General features: G+C 57.6%; 10 protein-coding genes. 7 read left to right on the top strand and 3 right to left on the bottom strand.

Annotated elements, in window-relative coordinates; all coding sequences use genetic code 11:
• Nucleotides 1–27 precede the first annotated feature (27 nt).
• The 7 genes from ACMHYW_RS06960 to ACMHYW_RS06930 all read left to right on the top strand — a co-directional run bounded on the left by ACMHYW_RS06960 (nt 28) and on the right by ACMHYW_RS06930 (nt 9,371).
• Complete coding sequence (locus ACMHYW_RS06960; protein WP_414499285.1) at nt 28–2,256, top strand: heavy metal translocating P-type ATPase; 2,229 nt, start codon at nt 28–30, stop codon at nt 2,254–2,256.
• A 418-nt stretch (nt 2,257–2,674) separates the two neighbouring features.
• Nucleotides 2,675–2,911, top strand: coding sequence for a heavy-metal-associated domain-containing protein (locus ACMHYW_RS06955; RefSeq protein WP_232012823.1), 237 nt, complete (start codon nt 2,675–2,677; stop codon nt 2,909–2,911).
• 141 nt (nt 2,912–3,052) lie between these two features.
• A complete protein-coding gene (gene uvrB / locus ACMHYW_RS06950) occupies nt 3,053–5,080 on the top strand; it encodes an excinuclease ABC subunit UvrB (RefSeq protein ID WP_414499284.1) in 2,028 nt (675 codons plus the stop codon).
• A gap of 234 nt (nt 5,081–5,314) precedes the next feature.
• Nucleotides 5,315–6,133: an endonuclease VIII gene (gene nei, locus ACMHYW_RS06945; protein ID WP_414499283.1), complete on the top strand. Its 819-nt coding sequence runs from the start codon at nt 5,315–5,317 to the stop codon at nt 6,131–6,133.
• Between the two features lie 150 nt (nt 6,134–6,283).
• The gene (locus tag ACMHYW_RS06940) at nt 6,284–6,739 is read left to right on the top strand and encodes a hypothetical protein (RefSeq protein ID WP_414499282.1); all 456 of its coding nucleotides are present in this window, start codon (nt 6,284–6,286) and stop codon (nt 6,737–6,739) included.
• 295 nt (nt 6,740–7,034) lie between these two features.
• Nucleotides 7,035–8,459 carry a cardiolipin synthase gene (gene cls / locus ACMHYW_RS06935; RefSeq protein WP_414501482.1) on the top strand — a complete coding sequence of 475 codons (1,425 nt, stop codon included), beginning with the start codon at nt 7,035–7,037 and terminating at the stop codon, nt 8,457–8,459.
• A gap of 21 nt (nt 8,460–8,480) precedes the next feature.
• Nucleotides 8,481–9,371: a LysR family transcriptional regulator gene (locus ACMHYW_RS06930; protein WP_414499281.1), complete on the top strand. Its 891-nt coding sequence runs from the start codon at nt 8,481–8,483 to the stop codon at nt 9,369–9,371.
• A 156-nt stretch (nt 9,372–9,527) separates the two neighbouring features.
• Here the strand turns inward: ACMHYW_RS06930 and ACMHYW_RS06925 are convergent, their stop codons facing one another.
• From ACMHYW_RS06925 to ACMHYW_RS06915, 3 genes are all read right to left on the bottom strand, one after another.
• Complete coding sequence (locus tag ACMHYW_RS06925; RefSeq protein WP_414499280.1) at nt 9,528–10,472, bottom strand: nucleoside hydrolase; 945 nt, start codon at nt 10,470–10,472, stop codon at nt 9,528–9,530.
• Nucleotides 10,473–10,592: 120 nt separating this feature from the next.
• Entirely contained in the window at nt 10,593–11,525 is a 933-nt protein-coding gene (locus tag ACMHYW_RS06920) for a ribokinase (RefSeq protein ID WP_414499279.1), read from the bottom strand.
• An 18-nt stretch (nt 11,526–11,543) separates the two neighbouring features.
• Entirely contained in the window at nt 11,544–12,140 is a 597-nt protein-coding gene (locus ACMHYW_RS06915) for a phosphatase PAP2 family protein (RefSeq protein WP_414499278.1), read from the bottom strand.
• Between the last annotated feature and the right edge of the window lie 284 nt (nt 12,141–12,424).

The raw sequence follows: 12,424 nt of genomic DNA, 5'->3' as shown, positions 1-12,424 counted from the left end.
GTGTAGTGAATAGACGAGTCGATTGAAATGAACGATTGCACGGAAAAACACCACGCGCACGATCATCATGCTTCTACCTGCTGTGGTCATGGGCATTGTCATGACGGCGCTAGCGAGGCTTCTACCGTCAGCTATGCCCCTGTCGGCGGCTCTCGGGCCGTGGCCGGAGGATGGCGGACCGACATCCGTATCATGCAAATGGACTGTCCGGTCGAAGAAGCGCTATTGCGGAAGAAGCTGGGTGGTATGTCGGCCGTGACGGCGCTTGAATTCAACCTGATTCAGCGGGTACTGACGGTCACGCATCAGCCCGAGGCGTTGGCATCCATCTTGGCGGCTATCCGCACGCTTGGCTTCGTCCCCGAGATAGCCGAAGACGATGGTGATAAATCCTCGATATCGGTAGCGCGCAAGCCGTGGTGGCCGCTAGAGCTGGCGGGAATAGCAGCGCTGGGCGCGGAAACCGTGCATTGGTTAGGGGGCCCGCTGTGGGCGGAAGCGGTGCCTGCGCTGCTGGCCATCATGCTGTGCGGGCTGACCACGTACCGAAAGGGTTGGATCTCGATTCGTAACGGTAATCTGAATATCAACGCGCTGATGAGCATTGCGGTGACTGGGGCACTGGTGCTCGGGCAGTGGCCGGAGGCGGCGATGGTCATGGTGCTGTTTGCCATTGCCGAGTTGATCGAAGCAAAATCGCTCGACAGTGCGCGCCATGCCATCAGTTCATTGATGAATCTGACGCCCGACACGGCACGTGTGCAGCAGGCCGATGGAACATGGCAGGACACGGCTGTGGGCGACGTTGTGCTGGGCAGCCGCGTACGCGTTAAGCCGGGTGAGCGGATCGGTCTGGACGGCGAGATCGTCGCTGGGCGAACCTCTATTGATCAGGCCCCGATTACCGGCGAAAGCATGCCCGTCGATAAGGCGGTGGGCGATGCGGTCTTTGCTGGCACCCTCAACCAGTCCGGGGCATTAGACTACACCGTTACTGCTGCGGCCAATACGACCACGCTTGCGCGCATCATTCACGCGGTGGAAGAGGCGCAGGGGGCAAAGGCACCGACGCAGCGTTTCGTCGACCGTTTTTCACAGGTTTATACCCCCGTCGTCATTGCTGTGGCGGTAGCCGTGGCCATCCTGCCGCCCGTGCTGGGTATAGGCGGTTGGCAGGAATGGCTGTACAGGGCATTAGTGATGCTGGTGATCGCATGCCCCTGTGCGCTGGTGATCTCGACGCCAGTCACCATCGTTAGTGGGCTGACTGCCGCGGCTCGTAAGGGGATTCTGATCAAAGGGGGCGTTTATCTTGAACAAGGGCGTAAGCTACAGGCGCTGGCGCTAGACAAGACCGGTACGCTGACGCACGGCAAGCCAGTGCAGACCGATATGAAGGTGTTCGGCACCGACAGTGAACGGGCCGTGCAGGCGCTGGCCGCTAGCTTGGCTCGCCACTCGGATCATCCGGTATCGCAGGCCATCGTTGCCGCCGCCGCTGAACTGCCGCTGCAGGAGGTCGAGGATTTCGAAGCGCTGGTGGGGCGCGGTATTCGCGGCATGATGGCAGGGCAGCCCCATGCGCTTGGCAGCCTGCGGTTCACCGAAGAAACGTTGGGCTGTTCCGATGACGTTCGGCAGGCCGTGGCGCAGCTAGAGCGACAGGGCAAGACGGTTATTCTGCTGAATGATGGGCAGCAGGTGCGTGGGCTGTTTGCCGTCGCTGATACCGTCAAGGATTCCAGCCGCGACGCCATTCGACAGCTGCACGCTCAAGGTGTCAGAACAGTCATGCTGAGTGGGGACAATCTCCATACGGCCAGTGCCATTGCTGCACAGGTTGGCATCGACGACGCGCATGGCCTTCAGCTGCCGCAGGACAAACTGCGCTTCGTTGAACGTTGCTCGCGTCGTGGCGTGACCGGCATGGTTGGGGATGGTATCAACGATGCGCCCGCGCTGGCGGCCGCGGATATCGGTTTTGCCATGGGGGCGCTGGGTACCGATACCGCCATCGAAACGGCCGATGTGGCGCTGATGGATGATGATCTGCGCAAGATTCCAGCCTTCATCCAGCTTTCCCGGCGGACTTATGCCGTGCTGGTCCAGAACATCAGCCTTGCGTTGGGCATCAAGGCGGCATTTATGGCGTTGACGCTTGCAGGAATGGGAACGCTATGGATGGCCGTGTTCGCGGATGTGGGCACCAGTCTGCTGGTTGTGGCGAACGGGCTAAGGCTGCTGCGTAGCAAATGACAGCGATAGGGTGGTGTGTGATTGCGACGGTTGCTGATAGCTATAGATAGTGGGCCTGCTAAGAGAGTGTTTCATAACCTGAGTGATTGCTTTTGCCCGTTCTAAAATAGACGTTTTCTACCGCAATTTTGTGGTCTGAAGCCCCTTCAATGACAGTGGGGCGGGGTTATGAACCATGCGCTAAAAGCAGGGCTGTGGTGCACCGCTGGCCGAGGAGCGGTTTCTTTTCTTCGCGCGGATAGAGCATGCAGGCCCTCTGCTCCTGCGACGTCGCCAAGCATCATCGGCAACGGTTGCCTGGTTTTCTGGGCGATACGTTTTCTTGATCAACCCCCTGATTATTGACGATATATGGCGGCGTCGGCGGATATGGCACGTCCCCTGCGTTAACGTTACACTTAGGCGTAAAGGCGCTTTCATGGAAGCGCCGTTTTTCATTCACGCAGGCAAAGAGAACCATTCGATGGCCATCACACTGGAACTGGAAGGGCTGAAGAACGCCAACGACGTTAATGCTCTGACTACGGCGCTGATCTCACTCGACGGTGTCGAGAACGTCGAAGTGGCGCTTCACTGGGCAGAAGTAGAAGGGCGTGTCGCGCGCCGTGCGGTCGAAGACGCGGTGCGTAAGGCGGGTTTCCGCATCAAGTCCTGAGCCGCGAAAGGGGTTTCAAACCGGCTCTTGAAAGATGCTTCGAGTGAACATATATACAGTATTCCAAGTGGCTATACTGTGTAGCGCAGTATGTCATTTGTCACTAGCGAATCATCCGCGTCGAGCGAGGAGGCCCGTCTCATGAGCAAGCCCTTCAGGATCGTATCCCGGTATACGCCTGCTGGTGATCAGCCTGCAGCCATTGATGCCCTAGTGAAAGGCGTCGAGGCGGGGCTGGCCCACCAGACGCTGCTAGGGGTCACGGGCTCGGGTAAGACCTTTACCATGGCCAACGTCGTCGAGCGCCTGCAGCGTCCGACGGTCGTGCTGGCTCCTAACAAGACACTGGCTGCTCAGCTGTACGGCGAATTCAAAGCGTTCTTCCCCGATAACGCTGTCGAATACTTCGTGTCGTACTACGACTACTACCAGCCGGAAGCGTATGTGCCTTCCTCGGACACCTTCATCGAAAAGGATGCGTCCATCAACGACCATATCGAGCAGATGCGATTGTCGGCGACTAAAGCGCTGATAGAGCGTCGTGACGCTCTGATTGTGGTATCGGTATCCGCGATCTACGGGTTGGGTAGTCCCGAACTGATGAAGAAGATGCGCTTGCACTTCAACGTCGGTGAACAGATCGACCAGCGCTCATTCCTGCGTAGTCTGGCCGAAATGCAGTACACCCGTAACGATGCCGATTTCCGCCGTGGTACCTACCGCGTGCGTGGCGATGTGATCGATATCTTTCCTGCGGATGCAGAAGATCAGGCTATTCGCGTCGAGCTGTTCGATGATGAGATCGAAACCATCAGTTTGTTCGATCCGCTTACCGGTGCTGTGCAGGGCAAGGTGTCGCGCATGACTATCTTCCCGAAAAGCCACTATGTTACGCCGCGCGAAACCATCCTCGATGCAGTGGAAGGCATCAAGTTAGAACTGGCCGAGCGTCTGGACTGGCTGCGCAAGCACGATCGTCTGGTCGAGGCGCAGCGCCTAGAGCAGCGCACGCGCTATGACATCGAAATGATGCTCGAACTGGGGTACTGCAACGGTATCGAGAACTACTCTCGCTATCTATCGGGCAACGCGCCGGGTGAAGCGCCGCCTACGTTCTTTGACTACATGCCGCCCGATGCTTTGCTGTTTATCGACGAATCGCACGTCAGCGTACCGCAGATCGGTGGTATGTACCGCGGCGACCGCTCGCGCAAGGAAACGCTGGTGGAATACGGTTTCCGGCTGCCCTCGGCGTTGGATAACCGTCCAATGAAATTCGAGGAATGGGAAGCGGCGGTGCCGCAGACCATCTTCGTATCGGCGACGCCGAGTGCCTATGAAGAAGAGCACTCTGGGCAAGTGGTCGAGCAGGTAGTGCGTCCGACAGGGCTACTCGACCCCGAGGTCGAAGTACGACCGGCATCGACGCAGGTCGATGATCTGTTGTCCGAAATCAACAAGCGGGTTGCGGTTAAAGAGCGCGTGATCGTCACCACGCTGACCAAGCGTATGTCAGAAGATCTGACCGAGTATTTGGACGAGCACGGCGTGAAGGTGCGCTATCTGCACTCCGATATCGACACCGTCGAACGTGTCGAGATTATTCGCGATCTGCGCCTTGGCAAGTTCGATGTGCTGGTCGGGATCAACCTGCTGCGCGAGGGGATCGACATCCCTGAGACCTCGCTGGTGGCGATTCTTGATGCCGACAAGGAAGGCTTCCTGCGCTCGACCCGATCGCTGATCCAGACCATCGGGCGTGCGGCACGTAACGCGCACGGTAAAGCGATCCTGTACGGTGATCGCATCACCGACTCAATGCGTCGCGCCATTGATGAAACCGCTCGCCGCCGTGAAAAGCAGATGGCCTTCAACAAGGAACATGGCATCACACCGAAGACCATCACCAAAAGCGTCGAGGATATTTTGGAAGGCGCTCAGGCTCCGGGGGCACGCAAGAACCGTCGCCGTGGCGAGCAGCAGAAGGGGGCTGGCGTACAGATTGACCGCGAAGCGCTGTCATTGATGACGCGACCGGAAGTGCAGCAGGCCATTGGCCAAGTTGAAGATCAGATGCACAAAGCGGCCAAGAATCTGGAGTTCGAGCAGGCGGCGGCGCTGCGCGATCAGCTGCACATGCTCAAGGAGCGCCAGCTTGAACTGCAGTAGCCTCATTGAGTGGTCTTCATGGCTCGCTAGATGACGACAGCGACAGGCTGGCGGTGGCAACCGCTGGCCTGTTGTCTTTCTGGGTCTGGTCGTAGGTGCGGGCCTCTGCTGCTCTGGATTATGGTGAGGCGCGAGCGCGTTCCATCGTGTCTGTCTGGCGGTAGGCACGATATTCGCTGTCACTTGCTGACTCGCCATTATAAGCATTGCAACCATAAGAAAGGAGGAGACACCATGCCTGAAGGCCCCGAAGTACGCCGTATTGCTGATCGCCTTGCCAAGGTGTTGACGCCGACGCCATTGGAAGACGTCTGGTTTTCCTTTGCTGATCTCAAACCGTTCGAGAAACGTCTGGTTGGGCAGCGGGTGACGCACGTGGACAGTTGGGGGAAAGCGCTGCTGCTGACGTTTGAGGATGGGCATGTGCTGTATACCCACAATCAGCTGTATGGGCGCTGGGCCGTTGGGCGTGTGCATGCGCCGCCATCACTGTCGCGCGCATTGCGCGTTTCACTGGCCACCGATTGCCATGTGGCGCAACTGTACAGTGCCACCGATATCACGCTATGGCATCGCGATACGATCCACGAGCATCCGTTTCTGGCAAAACTCGGGCCTGATGTGCTGACACACGGCGTAACGGTAGAGCAGATTCTCGAGCGTTTTGAACAGCCACGCTTCGCTCGGCGGCGGCTTGGCGGCCTGCTGCTGGATCAGGCGTTTCTGGCCGGCATCGGTAACTACCTGCGTTCCGAGATTCTGTTCTTTGCGGGACTGATGCCGCACTGGAAGGTGGCCGATCTATCACCTGTGGCGCGTGAGCGTCTGGCAAACGTTATTCTCGACGTGACGCAGCGTGCTTGGCGTCAGGCTGGTGTGACCAACATAGACGCTTGGCAAACGTCGCTCAAAGCTGCAGGGCTAAAACGAGCGCAGTGGCGTCACGCCGTTTTCAACCGCGCAGGGGAGCCGTGTCATGCCTGCGGTACGTTGATTGAGCGCCAAGACGTTACCTCGCGTCGCCTTTATTACTGTTCCCACTGCCAGCGTTGACGTCCCGTATTGAGAACACATTAAAAGAAAGCAAACTAAAAAAAAGAAGGAGGGGTGTCGATTATCATGTTGATTTTGTAGATAATCGTTTCCTTCAATATAAAACAGTCCCACTTCGGGGCTACAAATGATGACATTTAAGGGACATTCATGAAGGCACTGTTCATTGCAGCGGCTGTCGCACTGCTGCCTGCGACCGCTATGGCCAAAGGGGCGACGTATACCTATCAGGATCGTACGGAATGTTCGGCGTACTACACCACGCTAGGCACGATCGGTGATTTTAAGGACCTGAGCGAAATAGAAGCGAGCAGTTGGGCTGGTCGGATGAACTATGAAGATGAACAGGCCCGTCCGGAAGACGACATTCTGCACAGCGGCAAGATTTTCCATGATGTGAGCAGCCGTTATAGAGCGATGCAAAGTGAGCTGCCGCGTAATCCTAGCGCACAGGACATAGCCGCCTTCCGTGCTAAGTACGATAAGAAATGTCGTGCTATTGCGAAGCAGCAGTGCGCATTGGCTGAGGCGGGTGGCAATGCATGCGATGTGTTCACACCCGCAGAACGCGAGAACATCTATAGTAGCAGCGACAACCGCCACTAAATGAAACGGCGGTATACAACAATGCCTCGCCTTGTGCGGGGCATTGTTGTTTTGGGCGTTCGTCAATACATACCCGCCAGTCGTCGTTCAGCTTCACACAGGGTGGGCGGGATGATTAAGCCAGTGCCCTCATGTATCCTCTGCCTGTACGCTATGCTTTATAACACCATGATCTCTGCTGTTATAAAGGGATCACCGGAAGCCATGCCCACACTGCCATCATTGCGCTGACAGAGCTGGGCCTTTCTGCCATTCACGCACGAGGCGCCTTACTGTGATTGAATCCGACACCTCGATGCTGGCGCTGTTCGGCGCGCTATTTGTGCTGTTCTTTCACGCACTGGGTGTTCTGTCCGGTGTTATGGCGCTGATGTCCAGCCGTACCTCACAAGGGGCCATTGCGTGGCTGATTTCGCTGGTCACCTTTCCCTATTTGGCGGTGCCCGCCTATTGGTTTTTAGGGCGGCCGCGCTTCTACGGTTACGTTAACGCGCGCGGTGAGCGGGACAATGTACTGCGCCGAGAACTGCACCGCGTGCGCAGCCACCTTGATGCCCATCGTTCCTCCCTCCAGGAAGCGCATTGCCGTATACAGGCCATCGAACGTCTTTCCATGACCCCGCTTACCTCCGGCAATCGTGTCGATCTGCTGATTGATGGCGCCGATGCCTTCGACAGCATGTTCGAGGGGCTGAAGCGAGCCGAAGATTACGTACTGATCCAATTCTTTATCGTCCGCAATGACCGCCTAGGGCGGCTGTTGCAGCAGCACTTGATCGACTGTGCTGAGCGGGGCGTACGGGTCTGCTTCATTTACGATGAGTTAGGCAGCCATCAGCTGCCAGAGCGCTACATTCGAACCCTGCGCGATGCGGGTGTCGAGATCCACCGTTTTGGGTCTTCTCGCGGCTGGCGACACCGCTTTCAGGTTAACTTCCGCAACCATCGCAAGGTGCTAGTGGTAGACGGGCGTGAAGGCTGGGTCGGCGGCCTCAACGTAGGCATTGAATACCTTGGCGAGAAGCCGAGCATAGGCCCTTGGCGCGATACGCATCTGTACCTGCATGGCCCTGCTGTGTTGGGGCTGCAAGAGGCGTTCTGGGAAGACTGGTACTGGGCGACCGAAGAGATTCTGGCACTGGAGTGGCAGCCGCAGCATACCGAAACGCAGGATCGACAGGTGATCATTGTGCCGACCGGCCCCGCTGATGGACAGGCAACGGCCAGCCTGATGGTGCAGAACGCCATCAACATGGCGAAGAAACGCTTCTGGGTCAGTAGCCCTTACTTCGTGCCGGATGAAGGGGTGCAGGATGCGCTCAAGCTTGCCGCATTGCGCGGTGTCGATGTCCGGGTCATGATTCCTGAGCGCCCCGATCACCTGTTGGTATACCTGTCGGCTTTTTCGTTTCTCGGCGATATGATACGAGCAGGCGTCAAGATATACCGTTATCTTCCGGGGTTCCTGCATCAGAAAGTTATGCTGGTCGATCAGCACAGTGCCTCCGTCGGCACCGTTAACCTTGATAACCGCTCGTTTCGGCTCAACTTCGAAATAACGGCCTATGTCATCGACTCTGGCTTTGCGCAGGAAGTGGAGGCCATGCTGACGCGCGATCTAGCACAATGCCGACAGGTTACGCTTGACGAAATCACCCAGCGACCGCTGTGGCGCAAGCTGGTCTCTCGGGCGGCTTACCTGGCTTCTCCCATTCAATAGTCCGTACGGAGGCGTGCTGCGATGAACCTTGAAACGAAATGGCTCGACGACTTCGTAGCGCTGGCGGATGCACACAGCTTCTCGGCAGCAGCACGGCAGCGGCACGTTACGCAGCCCGCCTTCAGTCGACGCATCCGCATGCTGGAACAGACGATAGGGCGGACGCTGGTCGATCGTTCCACGTCACCGGTGCGGTTGACACCTGTTGGAGAACGGTTCCTGCAGACGGCCAGAGCGTTGGTCGAGCAACTGGATGATTGTCTGCCGCGCTTGCAGGCACCTGATGAAGGTACCTTGCTGTCGCTGCGCATCGCTGCTGCCCATTCGCTGGCTTCAACCTTCTATCCGGGCTGGCTGTGTCAGCCGGATAACCCGCTCCAGCAGCACCATGTCGAAATTAATGCCATGAACGTTGCCGAGGTTGGCATGTCGGTCATGCTGCATCGCCATGATTTGGGGCTGATCTACCATCCTGCCAATATGCCGATGGATGAGCAGATGCAAACACGTTTCGACCTGCATCGACTCGGTGGCACCCGTTTGCTTCCCGTTCAGCGCGCCGCCGGTGCAGAACATCGCTGGCTGGGGTATGCGCAGGGAACGTTGCTGGGCCATATGACGTCACTGTTGCCGGTCACGGAGATGCAACATGGTGATCAGGAGCGTCAGCCCACACACTGCGCGGAAAGTGCCAATGTGTTGAAAGCGATGATCATGCAGGGCATCGGGGCGGGGTGGCTACCAGAACTACTGATTGATGACGAGCTGGAAGCGGGCACACTGGTCACGCTGGGTGATGAGCAAGTACTGCTGGATATTATTCTGATACGGGCGCATGAAACGCACCCAGAGCCACTGCGCGATGCACTGTGGCATGCATTGCCGGACAGCTGTGTAGATGAACTGTGGTAACGGGGGCGGGGCGGTGACTGGAAGTGTTGAAAAGTAGAACCGTGCCGTTGCTTGCTGAGGCCTGGCGATGTGTGCGGCGTTGGCTCCTAAAGAATGAAACAAAAAGCCCTGTGCCAATAGCACAGGGCTTTTTTTCGAGAAGAATGCTGTGGGTTATCAGGCCGTCAGCACTTCTTCCATCCAAGCTGCCATAGCGTCACCGTCCATGTCGACGCAGACGTCAACGATACCACCCTGTGTCCAGCGGTCATCAAGGTAGCTGCGGTCGGTGGATGCCATCAGAGTCAGGCCTTCCGCCGGCCCTTCGGTGACAACGTGGATATGGCCTTTGGCGGTCTTGAACAGTTCCGGTTTCAGCACCCATGCTACTGCACAGCTGTCATGCGGGCAGCAGCCGTCGATGCCCAGCGCGCCTTCGTAGAAGTCCGCGTAGAAATCGAAGCTGTGCTGTAGCACCTTGCCCAGTTCACCCTGATGGCTGGCAATGCGCTTCATGCGTGCCGGATCAAGAACGGCCTTGTGAGTGACGTCCAGACCTACCAGTGTCATCGGCCATGCCGCGCTCAGCACGCGTTTTGCTGCATGAGGGTCGGAGAAGATGTTGGCTTCGGCGGCCGGTGTAACGTTACCGCCGGTATGAACGGCACCGCCCATTACGACAACTCGCTTGACGCGATCGACGATGGTCGGGTCGAGCTGCAGTGCGGTAGCCAGGTTGCCCAGCGGGCCTACGGCGACGAGGGTAATTTCACCTGGACGTTCACGTGTCTTGTCGACAATAAACTGTGCTGCACATACGGCTTCAGGCTTGCGCGTTGGGTCGGGCAGCGACTGGTTGCCCAGCCCGTCGGCACCGTGGATCCACGCGGGGGGCGGGAACGGTGTTTTGACCAGCGGGTACGCGGCACCCTGTGCTACCGGAATGTCTTGGCCTGCCAGCTCGGTCAGCAGCAGCGCATTACGCGTCGCTGTTTCGACATACACATTACCGAATGTCGTGGTCAGACCGACCAGTTCGATTTCAGGAGAAGCCATCAGCAGGGAAATTGCCTGGGCGTCATCGACGCCAGGATCGGTGTCGAAGATGATAGGGATCGTCATGCTCAGTTCTCCATTCAGACAGAAACGCGCAGGGCAGCACGAAAATTGCGCGCAATAATAATGTAAAAACACGGGGATAGAAAGCCTATCCCCGTGCGTGAACCGCCATGGTCGAGCGAATCAGCGTGTTGCTTCCAGCAGGGCTACTACCTCTTTGCGTGCTGGAATGCTGGACGACGCACCCTCCTGCTGAACGCAGAGTGCTGCGGCTGCGACGGCTTCTTCAAGTGCTTGCTGCGGCGTTGCGCCTCGTACTGTTGCGGCCATGAAGTAGCCGACGAACGTATCGCCTGCGGCAGTGGTATCCACGGCGTTCACTTTATAGGCCTCACGGCTCAGCTGAACGTGTCCATCACTATAAAGCGCACCCTTGGAACCCAGCGTCAGCACGCAGGCGCAGGACGGGAAGTGGCGATGCAGGCGGGCCATCAAGGCTTCGGGCGTAGCGCAGTCGCTGCGCACCTGAGCGTCATCGACGCCTTCGCGCGCGGCTAGCAGATCGATGGCTTCCCCTTCATTAACGAACAGCAGCGATACACCGTCGAGAGACAGGCGAGCGACTTCTGCAGTCATGGGCGCAGGGTTGAAGGCGATCGACATCCCCTGACGGTGGGCCTGTTCGAGTGCTTCCTTGAGGTGGGCGCATTCATTCTGTACCAGCAGCCAATCGCTGGCCGTACCGCGGGACAGCGGTGTCGTGACCGTGTCTAGCGGCATGGCTCCGTTGGCACCGTGGAACAGAACGATGGAGTTTTCGGCAGCATCATCCACTTGAATGATGGCGTGGCCGCTCAGCAGGTCCTGGCAGTGGGCGATATCGTCGATATGCGCACCTGCCGTGGCGAGGGCCTGAGTTACCCAGGCATCTTGATGGCCGATGGCACCGATGTGTGCAACGTCAGCACCGGCGCGGGCAATCGCTATGGTCTGGTTGGCTCCCTTGCCACCGAGTACCTGGCGGTAGCTGCGGCTGGACAGGGTTTCTCCCGGACGTACCAGATGGGGAACCCGATACACGTGATCGATATTGATGGAGCCAACATTGTAAATCATGAACGGAGCATCGCTTGCTTAGTGAAAAAGCCAACCTCGCTTGATCAGAGGCGCAAACAGCTTACGGTACAGGCTGCGTAGCGGCATATACAGCGAGGGCATGAACAGAGGACTCAAGACATGGATGATGAAGGCGCTGCTGAACGCAACGATGACTGCACCGGCCATGTCGATCGGGAAATGAACCCCGAGATAAATCCTTGACCAGCCGATCAAAGTGCCCAGCACAGCCAGGCCCAGACCCAGCAAACGCACACGATGACGCAGCAGGAACGTAAAGGCTACGGTCATGATGACGGTCATGTGATCGCTGGGGAACGACGGATCAGCCTCATGATACAGGAAGTTGTGCCCAGTTGGCATCGCAAACGGTCGAGGATGGTGCCACAGCATGCCGATGATGTTGTTGACCAGCAATGCCGCTCCTGTCGCCAGCAGTGCATTCAGCATGATGTAGTGGTGTTCTGGATTGCGTCGTAACCAGCAGATGATCAGCAGTGTCGGTGCTACCCAGATTGCATAGGTCGCGAAGAAGTGCGCCATGCCCAACATGAACATGGAAGGGTGAGCGGGCGCATTGATGTAGGAAAAGACGAGCAGATTGAGCGCTTCCATGGGTGGGGCTGCATCCTCGATAGGCCAAGAGTAAATGAAAAAGGCGTCTGCGCTATCGACAGCGATAGGCGCGGATGGTTCGAATGCCGATCAGCGAGGGGCTATATCGGCATGCGCTTATCGTTAAGGTAGACGACAGTTTGGCGCATGTGCACCTGAAATTGCGGTGAGCCGACATTGCATGCCTTAGTGGGTCATGCGGATAGCGGTACATAGAACGCACGTAGTATAGGAAATGCGCTGCGGCCATAAGCGTAGGATAGCGCCATCAATAGGGCGTTAAG

The sequence above is a fragment of the Zymobacter sp. IVIA_12111.31 C1 genome, from assembly GCF_047495495.1.
Classification (GTDB): Bacteria; Pseudomonadota; Gammaproteobacteria; order Pseudomonadales; family Halomonadaceae; genus Zymobacter.
Note: the sequence above shows the minus strand (reverse complement) of the source record. Positions and strands in the feature narration are given on the sequence as shown.

Bases quoted from the DNA above. Each gene is read 5' to 3' on its own strand.
- ACMHYW_RS06960 (WP_414499285.1), top strand. From the start codon at position 28: ATGAACGATTGCACGGAAAAACACCACGCGCACGATCATCATGCTTCT.
- ACMHYW_RS06955 (WP_232012823.1), top strand. From the start codon at position 2,675: ATGGAAGCGCCGTTTTTCATTCACGCAGGCAAAGAGAACCATTCGATG.
- uvrB (WP_414499284.1), top strand. From the start codon at position 3,053: ATGAGCAAGCCCTTCAGGATCGTATCCCGGTATACGCCTGCTGGTGAT.
- nei (WP_414499283.1), top strand. From the start codon at position 5,315: ATGCCTGAAGGCCCCGAAGTACGCCGTATTGCTGATCGCCTTGCCAAG.
- ACMHYW_RS06940 (WP_414499282.1), top strand. From the start codon at position 6,284: ATGAAGGCACTGTTCATTGCAGCGGCTGTCGCACTGCTGCCTGCGACC.
- cls (WP_414501482.1), top strand. From the start codon at position 7,035: ATGCTGGCGCTGTTCGGCGCGCTATTTGTGCTGTTCTTTCACGCACTG.
- ACMHYW_RS06930 (WP_414499281.1), top strand. From the start codon at position 8,481: ATGAACCTTGAAACGAAATGGCTCGACGACTTCGTAGCGCTGGCGGAT.
- ACMHYW_RS06925 (WP_414499280.1), bottom strand. From the start codon at position 10,472: ATGACGATCCCTATCATCTTCGACACCGATCCTGGCGTCGATGACGCC.
- ACMHYW_RS06920 (WP_414499279.1), bottom strand. From the start codon at position 11,525: ATGATTTACAATGTTGGCTCCATCAATATCGATCACGTGTATCGGGTT.
- ACMHYW_RS06915 (WP_414499278.1), bottom strand. From the start codon at position 12,140: ATGGAAGCGCTCAATCTGCTCGTCTTTTCCTACATCAATGCGCCCGCT.